Origin of the sequence: Bacillus cereus group sp. MG4 (assembly GCF_040460055.1) — a bacterium.
In the GTDB taxonomy this organism is placed as follows: Bacteria; Bacillota; Bacilli; order Bacillales; family Bacillaceae_G; genus Bacillus_A; species Bacillus_A wiedmannii.
This window is the reverse complement of the sequence record NZ_JARVGZ010000001.1, coordinates 4,667,767-4,691,281: the sequence shown is the minus strand read 5'-3', so window position 1 is coordinate 4,691,281 and position 23,515 is coordinate 4,667,767. Positions and strand designations below refer to the sequence as shown.

Sequence of the window (23,515 nt, the reverse complement as noted above, 5' to 3'; positions counted from 1 at the left end):
TTGTTTTATCCTTTTAAAATATTTCATTTATCTCTTTATTCCACGAAATGCGTTATTGGTTTTACGGTGTTTTTCGGCATATTTATAGAAACTAACTGTTTATGAAGCATTTCTTATGTTTAGCAACTTTTTTTGTAGAAATCCTTCACTTTCCTTTCAATATTTAACACTATCTAAATAAAGTTTACGATAAATTCATAATTTTTTATTTTTTATACTATATTCCGTTATATTGTTGTATAATATCAATGAAAGCGCTTATTATTTCAATATACATAATTCGAACTCTTTTTATCGAAACATTCTAACTATTATACTTATATTTACATGCAACATTTTTAGTTATTTGTATAGGTATACCAAATATATCCACACCATTTTTTTGTAAAATTACTTTATAACATGAAAGATTAACTTGGGTGATAAGTTATTGTGAATGTTTTTTTACAAAACAGATAAGTAATAGTGTTTGGTATTATGTAAATTATTGTAATAACATAAGAGTAAAGAAAACATTTACATTGATTATTGGTTCATCAATTATTGAAAAGAGCAAAATGCACCTTTTGTATGGAAAAAGGATTATATGCATTGGGAGGTTTAAACAAATGACGAGGAAGAATACAACGACAAACCCTTGGGCCAAGTTCCATGGTCCGAACCTTGGTTATGTTATTGAGCAGTATGATCTTTACGTAACTGGAGCAGGTTCTGTTGATCCGGAATTACAAGAGCTTTTTGAAATTTTTGGAGCTCCTTCGTTTCAAGATGATGTCGTAACAGGGGACAACACAGCAACACATTTTTCTCCTCAAAACACAGGGAACATTGAAAAAATTCTTAAAGTCGTTCAGCTTGTTGAACAGATTCGTTCTTTCGGGCATACGTTGGCTCACATCAATCCGATGGAAGATGCTGCTAATGGACAATCTCTTCTTGAAAAAGCAATGAACGAACTGAGCGATGCTGACTTGAAAGCGATTCCAGCAAAAACAGTATGGCAAGATGCGCCAGAAGGTATTCACACTGCACTTGATGTAATTCATAGATTAAAAGACGTTTATACAAAATCTTTAGCTTATGAATTTTCTCATATACAAGATAGTGAAGAACGCGCGTGGTTGCATCAAATGGTGGAATCAAATTCATTGCGTCAACCACTATCAAATAAAAAACGAACTGCTCTTTTAAAACGTTTAACAGCTGTTGAAGGTTTCGAGCAATTCTTGCATAAAACATTCGTTGGGCAAAAGCGTTTCTCTATCGAGGGCGTTGATATGCTTGTACCTGTTCTAGATGAAATTGTTCTCGAAGGTGCAAAGGGCGGCGTAGAAGATGTCATGATTGGTATGGCTCACCGCGGTCGTCTAAGCGTACTTGCACACGTATTAGAAAAACCATATAGTCACATGTTTGCTGAGTTCAAACATGCAAAAATAGAAGGCGCAGTAGCAAATTCTGGATGGACTGGCGACGTGAAATACCATTTAGGTAGAGAACAAGTCGTTAGTAACGAAGAAGTTAGCACTCGCGTTACATTAGCAAATAACCCAAGTCACCTTGAGTTCGTTAACCCTGTTGTAGAAGGTTTTGCACGTGCGGCTCAAGAGAATCGTAAAAAATCTGGTCTTCCAGAACAAGATACTTCAAAATCATTCGTAATTTTAGTTCATGGTGATGCTGCATTCCCTGGTCAAGGTATTGTATCTGAAACGTTGAACTTAAGCAGATTGAACGCGTACCAAACAGGCGGAACAATTCATGTTATCGCAAACAATGCAGTTGGCTTTACGACTGATAGCTATGATTCTCGTTCTACGAAATATTCAAGTGACCTTGCAAAAGGTTTCGATATTCCGATTGTTCACGTGAACGCTGATGATCCAGAAGCTTGTCTTGCTGCTGCTAACCTTGCGATTCAATATCGTACATTGTTCAAAAAAGACTTCTTAATCGATTTAATTGGTTACCGCCGCTACGGTCATAACGAAATGGATGACCCAGCAGTTACGCAACCACAAGTGTACAAAAAGATTAAAAATCATCCAACTGTAAGAGCGATTTATGCAGATCAATTACAAGCTGCTGGTGTTCTAAATGCAGATGAGGTTGAAACAATGACTCAGTTTATACAAGAGCAATTAAAATCTGACTATGCACAAGTACCGCCAGCTGATACGAGCGCTGCAACAATTCATGTTAAAGTGCCAGATGTTGTTGCAAAAGGCATTCAGCCAATTGATACTGGTGTTGAGATTGACTCACTTCGTGCAATTAATGAAGGTCTACTATCTTGGCCAGAAGGCTTTAACGTATATCCGAAAGTAAAGAAAATTCTTGAACGCCGTAAAGATGCTCTTGAAGAGAACGGTAAAATTGAATGGGCACTTGCTGAGTCATTAGCATTCGCTTCTATTTTACAAGAAGGTACGCCAATTCGTTTAACTGGTCAAGATTCACAGCGTGGTACATTCGCGCATCGTCATATCGTATTACACGATACTGATACAAATGAAACATATTCACCATTACATCGTTTACCAAACATTAATGCATCATTCTCTGTTCATAACAGTCCGTTATCAGAAGCTGCTGTTGTTGGTTACGAGTATGGTTATAACGTATTCGCTCCAGAAACTCTTGTTATGTGGGAAGCGCAATATGGTGACTTCTCAAATACTGCGCAGGCATTATTTGATCAATATGTTTCATCTGGAAGAGCAAAATGGGGTCAAAAATCTGGTTTAGTTCTTCTATTACCACACGGTTATGAAGGTCAAGGACCAGAGCACTCTAGCGCACGTCCAGAGCGATTCTTACAGTTAGCTGCTGAGAATAACTGGACAGTTGCAAACTTAACGAGCGCTGCACAATACTTCCATATTTTACGTCGTCAAGCATCTATCTTAGGAACAGAAGCTGTTCGACCATTAGTATTGATGACGCCGAAAAGTTTATTACGTCACCCACTTACGCTTTCAACTGCTAGTCAGTTAAGCGAAGGACGTTTCCAACCTGCTCTAGAACAAGAAAACCTTGGCATGAAACCAACTAAAGTAAAACGTCTTGTTTTAAGCACAGGTAAAATGGCGATTGACTTAGCAGCAGAAATTGAGTCTGGTAAACGTGAGTATAACTTAGATGAAGTTCATGTCGTTCGTATTGAACAGCTGTACCCATTCCCTGCTGAGAAAGTTCAATCTATTATTAAACGCTTTAAAAACTTAGAAGAAATTATTTGGGTTCAAGAAGAACCTCGTAATATGGGCGCATGGCATTACATGGCTCCAATTCTGTTCGAACTTGCTGGAGATAAAGTGAAAACAGGTTACATTGGACGCCCAGATCGCTCTAGCCCATCTGGCGGCGATCCATTCGCTCACAAAGCTGAGCAAGAACTAATTGTTGCACACGCTTTAGATGTGAAGTATAACTTCCGTCAAGATAAACAAGAAATTGAAGTTTTCAGCAACTGAAAGTAACAATGAAGGTTTCTAGCTTGTTCCCCGGGCAGATCTTCTGCCCAGGGGCAGGCTAACAAATGGAGATTACCGAAGACAAAAGAAGAAAAAACACACCGTTAGGCAAATAAGGGGAGGACATTTAAAATGATCGAAATTAAAGTACCTGAGCTTGCAGAATCTATTACTGAAGGAACTATCTCACAATGGCTTATCAACGTAGGCGACAAAGTTGAGAAAGGTGGCAGCGTTGTTGAGCTTGAAACTGATAAAGTCAATGTAGAAATCATTGCAGAAGATTCAGGTATTGTATCGAAGTTACTAGGCGAACCTGGGGATACAGTTGAAGTTGGCGCAACTATCGCAATTTTAGATGCAAACGGAGCACCAGTTGCAGTAAGTACACCTGCACCGGCTGCTGAACAGCCAAAACAAGAAACAACTGAGGCACCGAAAGCTGCGGCTCCAAATGCTGAGCAAGCTGCAACTTTACAAGGTTTACCAAATACGAACCGTCCTATCGCATCACCAGCAGCTAGAAAAATGGCTCGTGAATTAGGAATCGACTTAAACGACGTACGTAGCACAGATCCACTTGGACGTGTGAGACCACACGATGTACAAGCTCATGCTGCAGCTCCAAAAGAAGCACCAGCTGCTCCAAAAAGTCCAGCTCCTGCTCCAGTTGCAAAAACGGAATTCGAAAAACCAGTTGAGCGCGTGAAAATGTCCCGCCGCCGTCAAACAATTGCAAAACGTCTTGTAGAAGTTCAACAAACATCTGCAATGTTAACAACATTTAACGAAGTTGATATGACTGCAATCATGGAATTACGTAAAGAGCGTAAAGACGCTTTCGAGAAAAAACATGATGTACGTCTTGGTTTCATGTCATTCTTCACAAAAGCAGTTGTTGCAGCATTAAAACAATTCCCATTATTAAATGCTGAAATTCAAGGCGACGAGCTTATCATTAAAAAATTCTATGATATCGGTATTGCAGTAGCAGCTCCAGATGGATTAGTTGTTCCAGTTGTACGCGATGCTAACCAATTAAACTTCGCTGAAATCGAAAGCGAAATTCGTAATTTAGGTATGAAAGCACGCGATAACAAACTTTCATTAAAAGAGTTACAAGGTGGTACATTCACAATTACAAACGGTGGTGTATTCGGTTCTCTAATGTCAACACCAATTCTAAACAGCCCACAAGTAGGTATTTTAGGAATGCACAAAATCCAAGTACGTCCAGTTGCAATTGATGCAGAACGTATGGAAAACCGTCCAATGATGTACATCGCTTTATCTTACGATCACCGTATTGTTGATGGTAAAGAAGCAGTTAGCTTCCTTGTTGCTGTTAAAGATATGCTTGAAGATCCAAAATCATTATTATTAGAAGGTTGATAGATTAATAATCTATTACAGGCTGTAGAATGAATTATTCTACAGCCTTTTTTTATTGCGTTCATATGGGACAAATTTCATAACATAAGCTAATAATGTATGCTTAAAACGTAAGGAGGATTAAAATGAATAACCTTCCAATTGATGCAAAACTTAAAGCAAATAAGGATACTTTTTTCCTCCCCGACTCAAACGGGGGTGTCTATTTTCGAAATAATGCCAGTTCATTTCGTATGGACGGTGATGGAATTTACAACTGGATTGAAAAATTAATGCCAATGTTTAACGGGAATTATTCTTTAGCAGAAATAACCGATGGTCTCCCTCTCCCCTATCAAAATCGTGTATTTGAAATTGGAGAGATTTTATATGAAAATGGTTTCGTTCGGGATGTAAGTCAAGATGCACCTCATGAATTAAATAGCGTATTACTTGATAGATACGCTTCACAAATTGAATTTTTAGAAGCTGATTCTCATTCAGGCGCTCTAAAATTCGAAACGTATCGCGCGGCAAACGTCCTTATAATTGGTTCTGGAGATATGCTTACTTCCTTAGTTTCTTCTTTATTAGAATCAGGATTACCTACCTTTCATTACCTTGTTACAGATTATGAGGAAACAAATTACGATCGCATTCATGAGCTAGTAGAACTTGCACATGAAGTTGATGATCATGTCCTTGTTCAGGAAATAGATACGACAATTGATCGTCCCCTGCATGAAGTGTTCGAGCCTTTCGACTGGATTTTGTATGTTTCTCAAAATGGAGATATTGAAGGCCTAAGAGCAGTTCACACGATTTGTAGAGAAGTAGGAAAGAACTTCATACCTGCCGTCTGTTTATCAGCACTTGGTATAGCTGGCCCTATCGTAACAGCTAATCGTGAAGAATGCTGGGAATCCGCATGGCATCGGCTACATGAAACGACTTTACAAAATGAACATTCATCAGCATCATTTTCACCACTTCCATCTGCAATGTTAGCAAATATAATCGTATTTGAATTACTTAAACATGTCGCTGATGATTCTTACCGGGAAAAAGAACCACAATTCTTTTTATTAAATTACGAAACACTCGAAGGAGCATGGCATCCTTTTATAAAACATCCTCTCGCAACTGATGAAAGTTTTACAATTGATACGATAGAAAATCTTTCTGAACAACTTGAGCAGCGTTCCAACCAACATACCTCAACTGATTTATTCCGCTTTTTCGACTCATTAACTTCTAAAGAAGCTGGTTTATTCCATGTATGGGATGAACAAGATTCATATCAATTACCGTTATCACAATGCCATATTCAAGTAGCTACCCCACTATCAGATGGTCCTGCTTCCCTCCTGCCTCTTATGACTTGTGGTGGTTTAACTCATAATGAAGCGCGCCGAGAAGCTGGTTTAGCAGGAATTGAAACATATGTAGCAGAAATTATGCACCGACTTATTCCGGAACATAACGATATCGGTATCGGTGCTGGAGAAACGATGACAGAAGGTGTATACCGGGCACTGCAACAACATTTAAATAATAAATTGTATGAGCGGCAGTCACATATGCTAGAAGAAATTACGACGATTGATTTAACTGCAATTCATGATAAACATTGTAGATTTTATTACGATGCTCTCTCTACAATTCATGAAACACCTAAAATAGCAGTAAGCGAAGAGATTCTCAGCTTCCCTGTCGTTTGGGTCGGTATAAATGATCGCTGGTACGGTGCATCTAATATTAATATGACGTTAGCCTTACGAAACGCACTACAACTATCACTTCTTCATATTCAAAATGAAGAGACTCCATACAGAGCTAATATCTTGCCTGAATCCTCTATTATTTTATATGACACGGATTCTTTTAGAGTGGAAATACAAGCGGAAGAAGAAGTTCCAGGTGTGCAATCTGTGCAGCTTGCCTTGCAACATTTAGAAGAACATAATTTTTATCCATTCGTGTTTGATTTAGCCATTGAATCATTTTTGAAAGAAAACTTAGATGGTGTGTACGGTGTATTAATTGCAAAGGAGGACAGTCTATGACTCAAAATATATTGCTTATAGGAGATGGCTTACTTGCAAACTATGTACATGATCAACTATGCAAACAATATTCTATCATTCGCCAACATAACCTTACAGAAGAACTCCCTGAAAATATTCATCTCGCTCTCGTATTACATGATGGCTCTCCTTCTACTATTCATCATGATGCCGAGCTAATGTTTCGGTCGAATCATATTCCATGGCTACGTGCATTCACTTCATTTGGTGAAGGTATTATCGGTCCTTACATTCATCCTCTTGCAACTGGCTGTTCCAACTGCTCTGATGGACGCCGATTTATCGCTGGATTTGATCAACAAGAAATGTGGGCACTACAGCGGAAATATGCGTTAAAGGCAGATAATGTAACAAGGCGTGATGTACGTGCCACCCAAAATGGTATGTTACAAATGTGCCATCTTATTCGTGCAGAAACAGAGAAAATATTAACTCATAACCATTCTTCTTTAGAAAATGAACTCATTTTACTAAACTTACAAACACTGCAATGTACGCGGCATTCTTTTCTTCCCGATCCGCTCTGCCCTGTATGTAGCAATTTGCCTGATGATACGGCAGATGCAGCTGCGATTTCGTTACAACCGAGCTTAAAAACAAGCGAAGCAGCATATCGCTGTCGTTCCATTCATGAACTAAACACATTTTTAACGAGAGATTATTTAGATTATCGCGTCGGTATGTTGAACGGAAAAATGCAGCATTCTTTATTACCATTTGCTGACGTTATTATAAACATGCCATTAATGTTTGGAAACGAAGGTGTTGCAGGCCGAACTCATTCATTTGCAATGAGTGAAGCGACTGCTATTTTAGAAGGTTTAGAACGATATTGTGGTATGTCCCCTCGAGGAAAAAAGACAAATGTACACGGCAGTTTTCGTGAGTTAGAGGATCATGCACTTAATCCCCTCTTGCTCGGTGTACATACAAATGAACATTATAATCGTAATAGTTTTCCGTTTAAACCGTTTGATCCTGACTATGAACAAAACTGGGTATGGGGCTACTCTTTATTACAAAACCAGCCAATTTTAGTTCCTGAATCAATTGCTTATTATAGCCTCGGTCATCGAGATGCTTTCGTGTATGAAACATCAAATGGATGTGCAATTGGTGGTAGTTTAGAAGAAGCAATTTTTCATGGCATTTTAGAAATTGTAGAGCGTGACGCCTTTTTGCTCACTTGGTATGCCGAATTACCTCTCCCCCGCCTTGATCTTAGTTCAGCAAATGATACGGAATTACAATTAATGATTCAGCGGCTGTACACGATTACTGGGTATGAATTACATGCTTTTAACGCAACGATGGAACACGGTATCCCAAGCTTATGGGTAATTGCGAAAAATACGCGTGAAAATGGAATGAACGTTGTTTGTGCGGGAGGCTCTCATTTAGACCCTGTCCGCGCTTTAAAGAGTGCCATCCATGAAATAGCAGGCATGTTACTAATAGCAGACGATGAACTCGAACAAAAAAGAGAGCATTACGAAAACTGCTTACACGATCCTTATCTCGTTAATAAAATGGAAGACCATAGTATGCTGTACGGATTGAAAGAAGCAGAAGAACGTCTTCACTTTCTTTTACGTGACGATGCCCCGGTGCAGTCGTTCCAAGAAATGAACGGGTTACAATCAGTTGATCTAGATTTAACATCCGATCTTCATCAACTTTTAAACCGTCTGCAACAATCTGGACTTGACGTAATCGTTGTAGATCAAACAGTACCTCTTATAGAAAAAAACGGATTACATTGTGTAAAAGTCATTATTCCAGGCATGCTACCGATGACGTTCGGCCACCATCTCACTCGGGTTACAGGACTAGATAGAGTATATACTGTGCCGATGACACTTGGATATACAAACGAACCTTTAACGAATGAACAATTAAATCCACATCCGCATCCGTTTCCATAGTAAAGGAGGGGATTTTATGCAGCTGGATACTTTTTTACATCATCTCCATTTTTCTATCGATGAAATTATGCCGAATCATGAAGTGGACTGGGAAGATGCACCGCTTCCTTATAAATTATACCGAAATGTACCTATCATTCCTCTCTCTTTAGAAATCCCATTATCTTTACCTAACTCTTCTACTACCCCTACTTTGAAGGAGATTGGTCATTACCTTTGGTCCTCATTTGGTCTAACACAGTTATGTCAGCTAAATAGCGAAAAAATTTTATTCCGAAGATCTATCCCTTCAGGCGGCGCTTTATATCCAAATGAATTGTATATATATTTAAAAATCGATGATTATCCAGACGGTATTTACCATTACGACGCTGCGCACCACCGACTTATTTTACTTCGCGAAGGAAATTTCGATTCTTACATTACAGAAGCACTTGGCAACCGTTGTAACATACAGTCTTGTTTTGGCGCTGCATTCGTATCCACTATGTTTTGGAAAAACTACTTTAAATACAATAACTTTTCATATCGACTTCAAGGATTAGATAGTGGTGTTCTCATCGGACAATTACTTGCATGTGCCAAACAATTCGGTTACAAAAATGGCGTATACTTTCAGTTTCTAGACCGGGCAATCAACCATTTACTCGGACTGTCAGAAGGCGAAGAAAGCGTGTATGCTGTCGTTCCTTTAAGTACAGAACCGCAAACGAATTGGTTTCACAGTGATTACCGTGAAAATAAAACAGTTACTTCTCATGAGTTGTTACAGCAAATTCCGCCGTTAGCACACGAACATTTCGTTCGCTCAAAACATGTAAATGAATATCCGATGATAACAAAAATAAATGAAGCTTCTATGATTGAATCGACAGCACACTTCCAAACACTACATCATGAAGAGCACTATCAACATCATGCGCACGCTGTACAGTTGCCGCAAGTAGAACGGTTATCGTATGATTTCTTACAACTTTGTAAAGAACGGTATTCCCCTGATGCTGACTTTACTTTCACGAAATGGCATGCAGCCGAGCTCGCTACTTTACTACAAGAAGCGAGTCTCTCCTCCCCTTATTACAACGACCTTGATGGTCAGTATGTAAATGAAAATGCACGGGTCTCATTATATGGATGTTTTTATAACGTAAAAGATATAGAGAACGGTGCTTATTCTTATAACAGTAAAACACATTCCATACAGCCACTTCGATATGGAGACCTTCGTTATCCCCTTCAATCCAGTATGACGATGGATAACGTAAATCTTTTTCAAGTACCGCTTTGCCTACATGTAGTCGGAAAGAAAGATTACTATACAAATGCATTAGGCTATAGAGGATACCGTATTCACCAAATGGAGGCTGGTATACTCGTTCATAAACTCGTTTTTGCCGCAACCGCGATGGGGATGGGCGGGCATCCATTATTAAGTTTTGATACAAATTCATGTGATCAGTTATACGGGATAGATACTGGAAATGAAACGTCTCTCATTCAAATTCCTGTTGGGGCGTATCGAGCGCGGAATTGGTTAAAAGGGAATTTGCGTAATTAGAAGCACGCCGGTGGTCGGCGTGCTTTTTTAAAGGACTTAATTGATAAAAAGCGAAATGAGTATATATTCTTACATAAAAGGAGCGTTTAACTTGAGTATTTTACAGCGATTAATCCAGCAAGCAAAAAATCCTCGAGGGACAATTGGTTCTTCCATGCTTTGTATTATGAACACTGCACATACAAGACTAACCAATTGGGCACTACAGAAAGTACATATAAAGAAAAATGCAATCATATTAGATATCGGTTGTGGCGGCGGTAAAACGATACACACTCTTTCAAAACGAACTCCACTTGGGAAAATATATGGGATTGATTACTCCGATCAAGCTGTTAAAAATTCTATACAGACGAATATAAAGGATGTGCAAAAACAAAAAGTCATTGTTCAACAAGCAAGCGTTTCTTCTATTCCCTATCATACAAACTTCTTCGATCTCATTACCGCTTTTCAAACACACTACTTTTGGCCTGATGTGGAACAAGATATAAAAGAAGTATTTCGCGTCCTACAACCGAACGGATCCTTTTTATTAGTGGCTGAAACTTTCAAAATTCAATATCATATGGAGAAATGTAAAACGACTGAAGAGTTAATAAACCTATTTTATAAAACAGGATTTAAAAGTGTGAAATGTTCCGAAGAAAGAGGATGCCTTTGTGTAATAGGAAACAAATAAAAAAGCAGACCCTTTGAGGTCTGCTTTTTTACTAGATTAACTTAAAAATACTCTTAATTTGTCTCGCGAATAACCAATTTTTCGTACCGTAGTTATCATTTAAACTATCTAAATTGATAGATTGTCCGTTAGCAAACTTTAATTCTAACGTTGTATTTTTGTCATTTGTTTTTAAGTTGCTATGTGTAATTGCTTCATACTTTAATTTTTCGATTTCAACATATTCATCTTTTTCTTGTCCAATCACGACATGATCTTGGAAGAAGAACAATACTTCTACTTTCTTACCGAAACAAAATACATTTTTCGTATAAATTAATGTCGCATTATCAAGTCCGACGCATACTTCTTTCATTTCTTCAACAACGTTTCCAAAGTCTTCTTCCTGTCTTGCGTTTGATTCAGCAATCCATTCTTCGATTGTTTTCATGTTAATTGCCATACTGTGCCCCCTGGTTCGTTCATTGCTTTATTTAAAAATAAATACTATATGACAATATAAGCCATATGTACTATGTTTTCAAGGGTGAACGGTATATTCAAAATAAAGTTAAATTTCAAAGTAATATACTAGGAGCATCGATTTCATTATATTTTAAACGTTTGAACGAGGCATTCTTCATCATCGATTAACTGTGTTTTTTCATCAAATTCGATGTTTAGCTCCCTATATACTTTCTTCCAAAAAGAAACAGCTGGTACATTTTTCACAAGTTCGATAACGAAATATTGTCCTCGTTTCTCTTTTAGTACATTCTCAATAACTTGTTTACCGATTCCTTTTCCTTTGTACTGATTCAATATGAAAATGTCATTAATACAAAAGTCATTTTCTTTTTTCAAATATGGACGTTCCAATAGTAATAAAAAACCTACAATATCATTATCACTTTTAATAAAATACGGAGTGATTCCGTCATTTACCCAAAACATATGCAAATCTTCGTATTCAAAAAATCCATTTGCCCCAATCTTTATATTAGGAGTGAATGTAGAGAGGTCATGAAGATATAGTGCATATAAATTACGTAATATTTCTTTTTCAGATTCTTGAACAGTTTGAAGTGCTACAAACATTTTTAATGATCCCCTTCCCTATATATAACTATTTCCAATTCGCTTCTTTCGCCAAAAATAATGATTCCCCTTTAACAAAAAAATAGCACTTAAAAAGTGCTATTCTGCTCGCCTTGCCGCTTGCTGAATTGGATCCCAAACGCTGTTATATGGTGGTGCATAACTTAAGTCGACATCTTCTAAATCGTGAATGCTCATTTTATTAAAAAGTGCCATTGCAATCACATCAATTCGTTTATCTACACCTTCTTCTCCAATTACTTGTCCACCTAATAATTGTTTCGTATCAGAGCGATATAGTAATTTCAAGTAAAGTGGTTTCGCATTTGGATAATAGCCCGCCATATTGGTCGAATCTACTTTGACTGTTTTATACGGGATATGTAACCCTTTCGCTTCTTTTTCATTTAAGCCTGTTCTTGCGAGCGTCAAATCCATAAATTTAATAATACCTGTACCTAACGTACCTTTAAATGCTCTTCGTTTATCAAGCATATTCAGTCCAGCGAGTCGGCCTTGTTTATTAGCAGTCGTTCCGAGCGGGATATGATCATGAATTTCCTTTATAACGTGGTAATGTGTTGCGCAATCACCAGCTGCATATACGTCCTGCACATTCGTTTGCATATATGCATTTACTTCGATTGCCCCTTTATAATTTGTACGTATATTTGTTCCTTCAAGAAAATCAGTATTTGGCTTCACTCCAACCGATACTAAAACAAGATCTGCTTTATACGTCCCTTTATCTGTTTCAATTTGTTCCACTCTTTCATTTCCTTTAAATGCTTTCACATTTTCATTCGTTAAAATTTCAATATTGTGTTTATCTGCTTCTTTATGTATATATTCAGCCATATCTGCATCATAAATCGTACCGATATGATCATTTCGCTCAATCATTCTTACTTTCTTACCAAGTTCGACGAATGTTTCTGCCATCTCCAGTCCAATCGCACCGCCGCCAATAATCGTTACATCTTCAACTTTATTCGTTTCTAACGTTTTTAATATACGCTCAGCATCTGGAATTGTTTTTAAAAGATGAACGCCTTGCAAATCTCGACCTTCCCATTCTGGCATAACAGGACGCACTCCAGTCGCAATTAATAATCGATCGTACGGAAATTCAAAAACATCTTTCGTCTTCGTATGCTCTGCGTACACCATTTTCTTTTCTGTATCTACTTTCGTTACTTCATGTCGTACTTTCGCATCAATTCCATATTTATCACGAAACGTCTTTACATTACGCGCAATTAATTTTTCCGTAGAAGCGATAGCACCACTAATGACATACGGTAATCCACACTGAGCGTACGAATAAATTTCACCTTTTTCTAATGTTACAACATTTGCATTTTCATCGTTTCTAACAATTTGCATAGCTGCACTCATACCAGCTGCATCTCCGCCAATAATGACATAGTTCACTTTACCACTCCTTCTTTTTTGCATACTCTTTACGTTTTCCATATTTTTTAGAAATAACACCTACTTCCATTGTAAAGAAAGAGAATTTCAACTTCAAATTTGGTGCACAAACCTATGCCTTAATAGGTAAGTGTCGTGTCTTATAAACAACATGTTTAATATGCTATAACAGTAACTATTGAAAGTAGGTGAAACATACATGTGCGCCGGCCTTCTCGCCCAACTTCCAGATGAACCGCAAGAACCAAAAGAACCGAAACCCGCCCTCTCACTTGACCAAGAATTTTCCATTAATGCAACAATATACAGCGCTCGTGCTTGGTTATCTAACGATGATACGTTTGCACAAGATATTTGGAAAGCTACCCAATTCGCTTCAGCATCACATGCTGGCAAGTCCATCTTTCCAGTCGGTTCTGTTAAAATTTTGAACTTTTCTGACGATACAATAACTGTTACTGCTTCACCAGAATCAGATCATGCGCTCAAAATAGTCGTGCCACCCCATTCCGAGGCAGCTCTAACGTCTGGTCCTTTATCACATATACAGGCTAGTACATCAGGAGGATCAAGTAAAGTCACATTTCTCTTTCACATCTTTTTCTCAAGGGATCCTGGTTCAGATAAATAACCATAGAAAAGGTACAGCTATGCACTGTACCTTTTTCACGTGTTTATTCTCTTGATTTGATCAATTCAACATTATAAGTTTCAATATCCGTTAGCTTTCCTGTAAAATACGGATTCTCTCTATACCAAGACTGTTTTGAAAAATACGCTTGCATATCTTTCATTTGAAACATATGTCCATGTCTTGCGTATATTTCGTTTCTCGCTATTTTCAATTGTTCTTTCGATAAATATGTTAAGTCCGCACTCGTTAATTTTCGAATATCACTATCAGGAAAGATGAAACCATTATATACATACCGAGTCGTAGGTGGCGGAGTAACATTGTAAACAACGTTTTTTTCTGTACCTTTCTTTTCGAATGGAAGATTATAAGACGGAAGTGCCGTTACCGTTTCTACCTTCGTCGTTTCCCTTCCGTTTTCTCCATTTCGTTCTAAATAAATCGTCGTACTTCCATCAGTTGCTACCGGTCCCCACGTAATTTCTTCACCAGCCAGCGCTGTAACTGGTTTTTGATTCACATACAATGTTGCACCAGGCACATTCGTTTGAACCGTAATATATTGTCCTTGCAACGTTAAATCTATCGTTACGTTATTTTGACCTTGTTTCATAAGTACAACCTTTTCTTCACGTGATAGTTTCACATATTCATTTTTATATTCTGCTTGAAACACTTGAGTTCCTGGAAGAAACGGTCCATATTGCTTCTCGAACTTTTTATCATCTGTCTTATCAATTTCCTTTCCGTTCATTTTTAAAGTTGTACCTTTTTCATTTGTAAGCAACGTCGTATAATACGTCTTCGCTTTCAATTTATATCGATCAAATAAAAAGAAATACTTTCCGTCTTTCGTTACCGAAAAATCTGCTCTTTCAATTCCGTTCCCTTGTTTTTCACCTATCCTCAAATTTCCTTTCAATTCATTCACGTAGGATGGATTTTCTTTTATATATGAAAATAAAGGCGTTAAACTCTCTCTCGTTACAGTAACTGATGGATCATCTGCTGTGATGATTTCAGCTAACTTCTCCCCGTCCTTCTCTTGTAAAATCGTAATCATCCGGTCTACTTGTGCCACCTGCTTATAATACGATGATCCGTACAAATACAGTCCCACACTCGCTATAACAAATAGCGTTAACAACGTAATGCCAATCTTTGCACCACCGCTCATGTTCTTCTTTACTACTGGACTTCCCCTCTTCATCCCGCAGTTTTGACAAAATTGCACACCGTCTTCAAGCTGAGTCCCACACTTTGTACATACATTCATCCATTCAACCACCTTTTCTTTAGAGGCCAGTTAATCCCTTTGTAAAGGTTTGAATTATCGTGTTTATGTAAGACCAAAACACGATAAACGTTGCAATTCCAATGAAAATATTTGCGATAAAAAGAGTGTAAACAAGATCTAATCCACCGTTATCTAGTTTTACTGTAGCTACAATTATACTAATTCCCATATATGTTGTAGCCAGCCCTAATAAAATTGGTAAGAAAAAGATTAATAAAAAACTAAAAAGAAAAGAAAGCACTAATATAGCAATAACTGGCGTCGCTATCGTTCCCCATATTCCAAATACTTCAAGAAACGAAAAAGATGATTTCATCATCTTCCCACTTACAAAAATAATAAATCCGACAAATAAAGTTAAAATGAGTAAAAATAAAAAGACCGTTACAGAGTCCAAAAAGAATGTAGGAGTAGGTATATCTGGTGCAAATGTTTTCGTAACAGCTGCTGCAGCACTCATCATTCTATAAAAAATACATGCACCTAAAAAACAAATAAGAACAAGACTTACAATTCCATTTCGTACTTCAACCTTGCCGCTTTTCATAATCGCTGTCGGTGCTTTGAAAGCATGTTTAAAAAACTGAAAATACCCACTCGCAAATCGCTTCGCTTGCTCTACCGTTTCATTCGGTCGAGTTTCCTTCGCTTGTTCCGGCTCTTCTTCTTGGCCACTACTTGCCACTACTTCTTCCGTTAACGAATGTCCACAATTTCCGCAAAACTTTGCCTCTGCTGCATTTTCTGTATGACATGACGGACATTTCATTCTCTCTTCCCTCCTTAAGCATATACCATATAGGGTGTTACAAATTCAATATATGACTTTGTACATAAAACATGACTACAAGAAAAAGATTATGAAATCCTTCTTTCAAATGAAAATATATATGCTAGCAATCTTGAAAAATAATGCTATTATGAAACAGAACAAATAACATTTTTAACAGATTGGATGACAGGCAATGGAATTGGTAAACTCAATTTTTCAAATACTCCTTACAAGCGTAATCCAATTATTTTCCTTAATTGGCGTTATCATTGTAATTGGATTTCTATTAGGCTATTTAGAATCATTAACACGCATGTATTGGTCGAGAGCTTTCGGAAGAAAAGGATTCCTTTTAACGGCTTGGATCGGTGTTCCTATTCACGAACTTGGACATGCCATTATGTGTGTACTATTTCGTCATAAAATTGTAGCGACGCAGTTTTTCCCAACGGATACAAGTCAAGGCGCTTTAGGCTACGTACAACATCAATACAATCAAAAAAGTGTATATCAACGAATTGGGAACTTCTTCATTGGAATTGGTCCTATTATTTCCGGTATTACTGCACTAATCCTTTTAATGCGCTATTTCGTACCAAATTCATATTTCTTATTTAATACAACTCTCGAAAAAACAATCGCTTCTACTTCTATTAATATAGAAATGGTTCAAAACATGCTTTTATCGACGTTTGTATTATTGAAAAGCTTATTTACAATAAGCAATTTATTGAATCCTTCCTTTTGGCTATTTTTATTTATCGCCATTTGTATTTCTGCACATATCGCTTTAAGTAAACCAGATATTAAAGGATCAATAGACGGTGTTATCGTCATGTTTATCGTGTTATTTTTATTCAACATAATAGCAGGACTGTTTCAGTACGACAGTAACCAGCTCATTGGCAAAGTGATGAAGTATAATATGTACCTCATTGCATTTTCTAGTGTGGCACTACTGTTTTCTTGTATTTCTACACTTGTTAGTTTTGGATTTTATAAAATAAGAGGAGGGCGTTCGTTTTGAACGCCCTCCTCTCATCATTTATTTCCCTTATAATCACAATGCTCAACCGGAACACGAGCATGTCCTTCTTCATCTGTACACCATGACTGCGACTGGAAGGCAAGAAAAATACCGATCCACGATTCTTCCTTTTCGAAGTGAATGAGTATGCCTCCGTCTTGCCATATACCATTATCACCTTTCCATTTCTCTACATTTCCTTGATTCATATGAATATCATGTATACCGTTTCCTGGTTCAAAATGAAAATAAGAATCCGGTGTATTCTCTTCTGGTCCCCATCTTTCACCAAACGCGTAAATAATCGCTTTTTCCTCTATCGCTCGTTTTATATAACGTTCAATTTTTTCATTTAAATCATTATCCACTCCTGCTTTTTCAGCAGGTAAAGGAATCATTTGTTTTGAATCAAATACATTACCTCTTACGTAGTCTAAAGCAACTTTCGGTTCATTGTTTTTTATTTCTGTAAAACCGAACGGTAAAGTCGGTAAAATATGAATCGCCTCTGACCTAATATTATCAATCGCAAAATATAAAACTTCTGACGGATAACTTTGCGATTTCACGTTAATTGCAATACGATAATCTACTTCTGCTTCACCTTGTAAATGAACTTGATAATGAGGCGTTTTCCCTTTTCCAATCTTTGATTGTATAACTGTACCTTTTAACACGCCGTAGTTTTTTAAGGGCATACATTTCATCTCCTATTCATTTAGTAGAAGCTTTTCATCTTTAAAACATTATCCAATCAAATTAAAAATCCTCCTATGTTAGGAGGATTTTTAATTTCTCAACATATACCAAACAATAACCTCTACCACTACAAGCAAAACCGCGCCAAGGATCATTAAGGTCGTCTTCTTTAATAGTTCATTTTCACGATACGGGATATTACATAAGTAAGCACCGAGTGTAATTCGCGATGGACAAGCGATTGTCGCTACTGATGATGCGGTGTTTTGCAGGGTTGTGACGTATTGCCACGGGAGGGCTACGTTTTGCGCCGTTTGCATTTGTAGTTTTATAAACATCGCATTTGATCCTGCGTTACTACCTGTTAAAAAGCCACCGATTCCCCCAATAAACGGAGCAAAGAAAACGAAAAATGTACCGAATGTTTCACCAGCTGTTTTTGCAAGCAATGAATGCATGCCAGATGCACCCATTAGTTCTGAAATAGCGATAAACATTGTCGTCGTAATTGCAAAAGGTATCCATTGTTTTATCGTTTGCGAGAGTGATTGTTTCATAATATGAGATGGAATGCGGAAGAAAATAATAGTAAATAGGCAAGTCATACCGAGCCAAAATCCTGGTGAATATAGTAGCTCCAGTTTATAAGAGTATGATTTTAAATCAAGGACTGCATATGATCTGAATACATCATGTAATGCTGGTACGAGGCGAGAAAGTAAAATACAAACTGTTAGGAATATATAAGGGCTAATAATTTTTATAATAGATACTTCTCTCTCCGTTGCCGCAGCATGTTCTGTTATAAGATTTTGTTCATTTTTCCCTTTTAATTTAATGATAAGAAAGCCAAATGCAATTGTAACGATGGAACTTAATATACCTGCTAGTTCAACACTTACGTATGCGTTAGAAAGATAAATTCCGAGAGAAAATAATAGAAAGAAACCGAATCCTTCTTTCCACTTTTCAATAACAGCCTGCCAACCACCAACAACGTGTAAAGAAAGGATGACGAAATAAGCAAACATCGGAATGCTTAGTAGTGCCGTATTCGTGCCAAGTGTTGTAAGAGGCATGTTAATAAGCTGCGAACCGATAATCGTACCAGTTGCCATTGCGCCCCATGAACTAGCTAGTAAACCAATAAATGAAAGTAGTACAGCTTGAAACGGTTTATAGCCTAATGATAGAAAGATAGGTGCTGCAACCATGAAGCCAATTCCGAATCCACTTACTGATTCGATTAGCGGACAAATACCAAAACACATAAGGAGCATTTGTAATAAACGATCGTGCGTCACTTCTTCTAGAAAACGTGCTACTTGATCGATGTACCCCATTTTGTTCATGAGGTGAAATAAAAAAATACCGAAAAACAACACGTACCCGACAATAAAACAAATTAACCAACCTTTAATCGTTGCGTGCACAGTTTCACTTATCCCTAGTTGAAACGTTGGCGAGAGTAAAACGATTCCAACAGACACAACGTAAGCAATTAAAGAGGACCTTAATGACGTTTGTTTAAATAAAAATAAACAAATGAAAATCATTATAATTGGGATAAGTGCCAACAATATGGCCATGTTATCATCTCTTTTCATTAAAAATACAATTTTTAACTATTATATAACAGATGTCGTAAATTTCAATTGTTTTTGCAACAGATTCAAAAAAGGAGCCAAGTGGCTCCTTTCACTCCCATTTTCTATTATCCTGAAAAACTGTCTGCTGTCCGACTATTTTGTCTAACACAACAAACACAATATAAGCACACATTACTTGCAATACAACATTTCCAAATCTCATTAATTCAAATGAGTGGATCCAGCGAAATAATTCATTTAATAATACAATCGAAACGATACTAAATAGTTCTATACTAATCGAAAATATACATATTTCTAAAATAGATTGCTCTTGAATGCGATTTAAATTGGAAAAGATGAATACATATCCTAAAAATAGAGCCATCACCTCTATTTTCGTCATGCTAATAAGCCAAGCGTATAGTGGTACAGTTAGAAGAAGATATAGTAGTTTACGTCTTAGCATGCTTTCTCACCCTCTAAGTTATATGTATTTTCTGTATATTTTAACATTTATTACGTAAAACAAAAAGAAGAGACTTATACCTCTTCTTTTTGTTTTATTGCCTGTATTAATTCACATATTTCTTCTCGCTTTTCATTTTCTAACAGCTCGATGACTTTACTTCCAACGACTACTCCATCACATATTGTAATCATTTCTTCTACATGTTCCTTTGTTGAAATACCGAACCCTGCCACTACCGGTAAATGTGTATGTGATTTTACTTTTTCTAAGTAACTATGAATCTCACCTTTAAAGTTTTGACGTACTCCTGTTACGCCCGCTACTGTAACAGCGTAAACGAACCCTTCTGATTCACTCGTAATTTTTTCAATTCGCTCAATTGGGCTCGTTACTGTAACGAGTGGAATTAGCGCAATGTTTGCCTCTCGAAGTAACGGGGCAATAATATTTTGCTCTTCATACGGTAAGTCTGGAACGATGATGCCATCTACACCTGCTTCTATACAGTTTTCGATGAATCGTTCTTTTCCGAATGCGAGTACCGGATTTAAATATGTCATGAGTACAAACGGAATTTGTACTTCTTTCCTTATCTCTATTAATGCTTGAAAAATACCTTTTACTGTTACACCGCTATCTAGCGCTCGTTTCCCTGCTCTTTGAATCGTTGGACCGTCTGCGACTGGATCTGAAAACGGAATGCCGATTTCAACGATGCTCGCTCCTGCTTCATCTAGAAAACAAATTCTTTCTTTTAATTTTTCAAGGCCACCATCTCCGCCCATTACGTACGGAATAAATGCTTTCTTACCATTTTCAAACGCTGCTTTAATTTTTTCTACTCCCATTTTTTACACCTCTTCCATATAACGTTTTATACTCTCTACATCTTTATCCCCGCGGCCAGATAAACAAATGACAAGTCCTTCGTCTTTATTCATTTGCGGCGCTAATTTTAATGCGTATGCGACAGCATGTGAGCTTTCTAACGCCGGAATAATCCCTTCTTTTTTCGTTAATAATTGAAATGCTTCTAACGCTTCTGCGTCTGTTATTGAATAATAAGAAACGCGGCCAATATCTTTTAGCAAGCTATGTTCTGGCCCAACACCTGGATAATCGAGTCCCGCTGAAATAGAATGCGCTTCTTGAATTTGTCCTTCTTCATTTTGCAGAAGATACATCATCGATCCGTGTAAAACACCAACGCTTCCTTTCGTTAAAGTAGCTGCGTGCTTTTCTGTATGAACACCTTTTCCAGCTGCTTCTACGCCGTAAAGAGCGACTTCTTCGTCGTGTACGAACGGATAAAACATGCCCATCGCATTACTACCACCACCAATACATGCAACGACTGCCTCTGGTAATTTCCCTTCTAACGCTTCATATTGTTTTTTCGTTTCTTTCCCAATTACACTTTGGAAATCACGAACAATTTTCGGGAATGGATGTGGTCCAAGAACGGATCCCATAATGTAGTGTGTATCGTGTACATGTGAAACCCAGTAGCGAAGCGCCTCGTTTACCGCATCTTTTAATGTACCGCTACCTGCCGCTACGCTTTCTACTTTAGCTCCGAGTAATTCCATTCGGAACACATTTAATTTTTGACGTCTCACATCTTCTTCTCCCATAAAGATGACGCATTCTAATCCGAGTAGGGCACATACAGTAGCGGTTGCCACTCCGTGTTGTCCTGCCCCTGTTTCAGCGACAACTTTTTTCTTGCCCATTCGTACTGCAAGTAGTGCCTGACCGATTGTATTGTTAATTTTATGAGCTCCTGTATGGTTCAAATCTTCACGTTTTAAATAAATCTTTGCACCGCCGCAATACTTCGTCATATTTTCAGCGAAATAAAGCGGTGTTTCTCTTCCGACGTACGTTTTTAAATAATGATTTAATTCCTTTTGAAACGCTTCATCTTGCATCGCTTCTTTATATGCTTCTTCTAGCTCTAATACAGATTGCATTAACGTTTCTGGAACGTATCGTCCTCCGTATATACCGTAGTGACCTTTTTCATCTGGATATGCGTAGTTCATTTGGAACACTCCTTCGCTTTTATAATAAATTGTTTTATTTTCTTTAGATCTTTCTTTCCTTCTGTCTCCACTCCGCTACTTACATCGACCATGTATGGCTGAATAGTTCGAATCGCTTCTTCTATATTAAAAGCGTTTAATCCACCAGCTAATATCGTTTTCTCTCGCAATTTTTTTGACATATGTGCGAGTAACTCCCATGAAAATTGCTTTCCATTTCCTCCGTGAAACTTTTCTTTCGGGCTATCAAACAATATATAATCCGTTTCATATGTTTGAGCATTTTTCATATCACTCTCTGAAGTTACCCCAAGTGATTTTATAGACGGAATATTCAATCTTCTGATTTGATGATTGTCTTCATCCCCATGTAGTTGCACATGCGTTAACCCACATTCATCTGCAATTTTCTCGATCACTTCTACTGATTCATTTACGAAAACACCAACCTTTAACACGTTTGTTGGAAGCTCCTGAATGATTTCTTTCGCTAGCACTGGAGTGATTTTCCGCTTACTTTCTGCAAAAACAAATCCGAGTGCATCAGCTCCGTATTCGCAAGCACGTTTTGCCGTTTCAACATCAGTGATGCCGCAAATTTTCACTTTCATATGTTCACCTTACAGTCTTCAAAAAAGGTATGAATAGAAGATGATGTCATAAGTGCCTCTCCAACTAACACACCTTTTGCTCCAGCTTTTTTAACACGGATAATATCTTCCTTTGAATGAATCCCACTTTCACTAATCCAAAGTAATTTCTCCTCGTTTAATCGTTTTCCAAGCTTTTCTGTTTGGCTTAAATCGACTTCGAATGTTTTTAAATTACGGTTGTTAATGCCGATAACGTGCGGATTTAATTGGATTGCAATTTCTAATTCCTGCTCATCATGGACTTCAACAATTGCTTCTAATCCTTTTTCTAGTACGTAACTATACAGCTCTTGTAACTTCTCTTTCGTTAACGCCGCTACGATTAGTAAAATAATATCTGCACCAGCTTCATACGCTCTATCAATTTGAATCTTATCGATTATGAAATCTTTGCATAAAAGCGGAATGTTACTTTCTGCTCTTGCCGTTTGTAAATCATGAAACGCCCCTTTAAAAAATTGACCGTCTGTTAAAACAGAAACTGCTCCTGCGCCGCATTCTTCATATGTTTTCACTTGTTTTCGTACATCAACGTGTAAATTGATATCTCCTTTTGATGGTGATGCTCGCTTTACTTCTGCAATGACAGTAAACTGCTGTAATGCTTCTACAAGTGAATGTGTCTTTCTACTTTCTTTTAATGGTGTATACGTTTCATATAACGCCGCAACTTCCTTTTTCTTTTGGTCTACAATTTTGTCTAAAATCGTCCCCACT

At 37.4% G+C, this 23,515-nt stretch carries 20 protein-coding genes; 8 read left to right on the top strand and 12 right to left on the bottom strand.

All coding sequences use genetic code 11. The features are described 5' to 3' along the window. Positions 1–608: 608 nt before the first annotated feature. From odhA to QCI41_RS24600, 6 genes are all read left to right on the top strand, one after another. Positions 609–3,476 carry a 2-oxoglutarate dehydrogenase E1 component gene (gene odhA / locus QCI41_RS24625; protein ID WP_353836422.1) on the top strand — a complete coding sequence of 956 codons (2,868 nt, stop codon included), beginning with the start codon at positions 609–611 and terminating at the stop codon, positions 3,474–3,476. Between the two features lie 132 nt (positions 3,477–3,608). Further along, positions 3,609–4,868 carry a 2-oxoglutarate dehydrogenase complex dihydrolipoyllysine-residue succinyltransferase gene (gene odhB, locus QCI41_RS24620; RefSeq protein ID WP_000569904.1) on the top strand — a complete coding sequence of 420 codons (1,260 nt, stop codon included), beginning with the start codon at positions 3,609–3,611 and terminating at the stop codon, positions 4,866–4,868. A gap of 125 nt (positions 4,869–4,993) precedes the next feature. Continuing rightward, positions 4,994–6,913, top strand: coding sequence for a putative thiazole-containing bacteriocin maturation protein (locus QCI41_RS24615; protein ID WP_353836423.1), 1,920 nt, complete (start codon positions 4,994–4,996; stop codon positions 6,911–6,913). Next, the gene (locus QCI41_RS24610; RefSeq protein WP_353836424.1) at positions 6,910–8,859 is read left to right on the top strand and encodes a TOMM precursor leader peptide-binding protein; all 1,950 of its coding nucleotides are present in this window, start codon (positions 6,910–6,912) and stop codon (positions 8,857–8,859) included. Before QCI41_RS24615 ends, QCI41_RS24610 begins: the two co-directional genes overlap by 4 nt. 16 nt (positions 8,860–8,875) lie before the next feature. Continuing rightward, the gene (locus QCI41_RS24605; RefSeq protein WP_353836425.1) at positions 8,876–10,417 is read left to right on the top strand and encodes a SagB family peptide dehydrogenase; all 1,542 of its coding nucleotides are present in this window, start codon (positions 8,876–8,878) and stop codon (positions 10,415–10,417) included. Positions 10,418–10,508: 91 nt separating this feature from the next. Then, a complete protein-coding gene (locus QCI41_RS24600) occupies positions 10,509–11,099 on the top strand; it encodes a class I SAM-dependent methyltransferase (protein ID WP_353836426.1) in 591 nt (196 codons plus the stop codon). Positions 11,100–11,130: 31 nt separating this feature from the next. On the opposite strand, the gene QCI41_RS24595 is transcribed toward QCI41_RS24600, so the two are convergent. The 3 genes from QCI41_RS24595 to QCI41_RS24585 form a co-directional block, all read right to left on the bottom strand. After that, positions 11,131–11,541 carry a DUF3908 family protein gene (locus QCI41_RS24595; protein ID WP_000996802.1) on the bottom strand — a complete coding sequence of 137 codons (411 nt, stop codon included), beginning with the start codon at positions 11,539–11,541 and terminating at the stop codon, positions 11,131–11,133. A 146-nt stretch (positions 11,542–11,687) separates the two neighbouring features. Further along, positions 11,688–12,176, bottom strand: coding sequence for a GNAT family N-acetyltransferase (locus QCI41_RS24590; RefSeq protein ID WP_353836427.1), 489 nt, complete (start codon positions 12,174–12,176; stop codon positions 11,688–11,690). Positions 12,177–12,275: 99 nt separating this feature from the next. After that, on the bottom strand, positions 12,276–13,610 hold the full coding sequence (locus QCI41_RS24585) for a CoA-disulfide reductase (protein ID WP_137052898.1): 1,335 nt from the start codon (positions 13,608–13,610) through the stop codon (positions 12,276–12,278). A gap of 199 nt (positions 13,611–13,809) precedes the next feature. Between QCI41_RS24585 and QCI41_RS24580 the strand changes: the two genes are divergently transcribed. Beyond that, on the top strand, positions 13,810–14,241 hold the full coding sequence (locus QCI41_RS24580) for a hypothetical protein (protein WP_000332402.1): 432 nt from the start codon (positions 13,810–13,812) through the stop codon (positions 14,239–14,241). A 43-nt stretch (positions 14,242–14,284) separates the two neighbouring features. On the opposite strand, the gene QCI41_RS24575 is transcribed toward QCI41_RS24580, so the two are convergent. Together QCI41_RS24575 and QCI41_RS24570 are read right to left on the bottom strand one after the other, a co-directional pair. Next, positions 14,285–15,520, bottom strand: a complete 1,236-nt coding sequence (locus tag QCI41_RS24575; RefSeq protein WP_353836428.1) for a TcaA 3rd/4th domain-containing protein — start codon at positions 15,518–15,520, stop codon at positions 14,285–14,287. A gap of 19 nt (positions 15,521–15,539) precedes the next feature. Continuing rightward, positions 15,540–16,310, bottom strand: a complete 771-nt coding sequence (locus QCI41_RS24570) for a zinc-ribbon domain-containing protein (protein ID WP_353836429.1) — start codon at positions 16,308–16,310, stop codon at positions 15,540–15,542. 196 nt (positions 16,311–16,506) lie between these two features. Here QCI41_RS24570 and QCI41_RS24565 point away from each other — a divergent pair, with 196 nt between their 5' ends. Further along, on the top strand, positions 16,507–17,340 hold the full coding sequence (locus tag QCI41_RS24565; RefSeq protein ID WP_046958289.1) for a hypothetical protein: 834 nt from the start codon (positions 16,507–16,509) through the stop codon (positions 17,338–17,340). 14 nt (positions 17,341–17,354) lie between these two features. On the opposite strand, the gene QCI41_RS24560 is transcribed toward QCI41_RS24565, so the two are convergent. From QCI41_RS24560 to trpC, 7 genes are all read right to left on the bottom strand, one after another. Then, positions 17,355–18,038 carry a DUF2278 family protein gene (locus tag QCI41_RS24560; protein WP_353836430.1) on the bottom strand — a complete coding sequence of 228 codons (684 nt, stop codon included), beginning with the start codon at positions 18,036–18,038 and terminating at the stop codon, positions 17,355–17,357. Between the two features lie 90 nt (positions 18,039–18,128). After that, positions 18,129–19,628, bottom strand: coding sequence for an L-lactate permease (locus QCI41_RS24555; protein WP_353836431.1), 1,500 nt, complete (start codon positions 19,626–19,628; stop codon positions 18,129–18,131). Positions 19,629–19,737: 109 nt separating this feature from the next. Next, positions 19,738–20,097: a DUF4029 domain-containing protein gene (locus tag QCI41_RS24550; protein WP_353836432.1), complete on the bottom strand. Its 360-nt coding sequence runs from the start codon at positions 20,095–20,097 to the stop codon at positions 19,738–19,740. A 74-nt stretch (positions 20,098–20,171) separates the two neighbouring features. Next, positions 20,172–20,948, bottom strand: a complete 777-nt coding sequence (gene trpA, locus QCI41_RS24545; RefSeq protein ID WP_353836433.1) for a tryptophan synthase subunit alpha — start codon at positions 20,946–20,948, stop codon at positions 20,172–20,174. 3 nt (positions 20,949–20,951) lie between these two features. After that, positions 20,952–22,145 (bottom strand): tryptophan synthase subunit beta, encoded by a 1,194-nt coding sequence (trpB, locus tag QCI41_RS24540; RefSeq protein ID WP_353836434.1) that lies wholly within the window; start codon positions 22,143–22,145, stop codon positions 20,952–20,954. Then, the gene (locus tag QCI41_RS24535; RefSeq protein ID WP_000865138.1) at positions 22,142–22,756 is read right to left on the bottom strand and encodes a phosphoribosylanthranilate isomerase; all 615 of its coding nucleotides are present in this window, start codon (positions 22,754–22,756) and stop codon (positions 22,142–22,144) included. Before QCI41_RS24535 ends, trpB begins: the two co-directional genes overlap by 4 nt. Next, positions 22,753–23,514, bottom strand: coding sequence for an indole-3-glycerol phosphate synthase TrpC (gene trpC / locus QCI41_RS24530; RefSeq protein ID WP_353836435.1), 762 nt, complete (start codon positions 23,512–23,514; stop codon positions 22,753–22,755). The genes QCI41_RS24535 and trpC overlap by 4 nt, the downstream gene beginning before the upstream one ends. Position 23,515 lies beyond the last annotated feature (1 nt).

Coding starts and splice junctions, on each gene's coding strand:
- odhA (WP_353836422.1), top strand. CDS start 609: ATGACGAGGAAGAATACAACGACAAACCCTTGGGCCAAGTTCCATGGT.
- odhB (WP_000569904.1), top strand. CDS start 3,609: ATGATCGAAATTAAAGTACCTGAGCTTGCAGAATCTATTACTGAAGGA.
- QCI41_RS24615 (WP_353836423.1), top strand. CDS start 4,994: ATGAATAACCTTCCAATTGATGCAAAACTTAAAGCAAATAAGGATACT.
- QCI41_RS24610 (WP_353836424.1), top strand. CDS start 6,910: ATGACTCAAAATATATTGCTTATAGGAGATGGCTTACTTGCAAACTAT.
- QCI41_RS24605 (WP_353836425.1), top strand. CDS start 8,876: ATGCAGCTGGATACTTTTTTACATCATCTCCATTTTTCTATCGATGAA.
- QCI41_RS24595 (WP_000996802.1), bottom strand. CDS start 11,541: ATGGCAATTAACATGAAAACAATCGAAGAATGGATTGCTGAATCAAAC.
- QCI41_RS24590 (WP_353836427.1), bottom strand. CDS start 12,176: ATGTTTGTAGCACTTCAAACTGTTCAAGAATCTGAAAAAGAAATATTA.
- QCI41_RS24580 (WP_000332402.1), top strand. CDS start 13,810: ATGTGCGCCGGCCTTCTCGCCCAACTTCCAGATGAACCGCAAGAACCA.
- QCI41_RS24575 (WP_353836428.1), bottom strand. CDS start 15,520: ATGAATGTATGTACAAAGTGTGGGACTCAGCTTGAAGACGGTGTGCAA.
- QCI41_RS24570 (WP_353836429.1), bottom strand. CDS start 16,310: ATGAAATGTCCGTCATGTCATACAGAAAATGCAGCAGAGGCAAAGTTT.
- QCI41_RS24565 (WP_046958289.1), top strand. CDS start 16,507: ATGGAATTGGTAAACTCAATTTTTCAAATACTCCTTACAAGCGTAATC.
- QCI41_RS24560 (WP_353836430.1), bottom strand. CDS start 18,038: ATGCCCTTAAAAAACTACGGCGTGTTAAAAGGTACAGTTATACAATCA.
- QCI41_RS24555 (WP_353836431.1), bottom strand. CDS start 19,628: ATGGCCATATTGTTGGCACTTATCCCAATTATAATGATTTTCATTTGT.
- QCI41_RS24550 (WP_353836432.1), bottom strand. CDS start 20,097: ATGCTAAGACGTAAACTACTATATCTTCTTCTAACTGTACCACTATAC.
- trpA (WP_353836433.1), bottom strand. CDS start 20,948: ATGGGAGTAGAAAAAATTAAAGCAGCGTTTGAAAATGGTAAGAAAGCA.
- trpB (WP_353836434.1), bottom strand. CDS start 22,145: ATGAACTACGCATATCCAGATGAAAAAGGTCACTACGGTATATACGGA.
- QCI41_RS24535 (WP_000865138.1), bottom strand. CDS start 22,756: ATGAAAGTGAAAATTTGCGGCATCACTGATGTTGAAACGGCAAAACGT.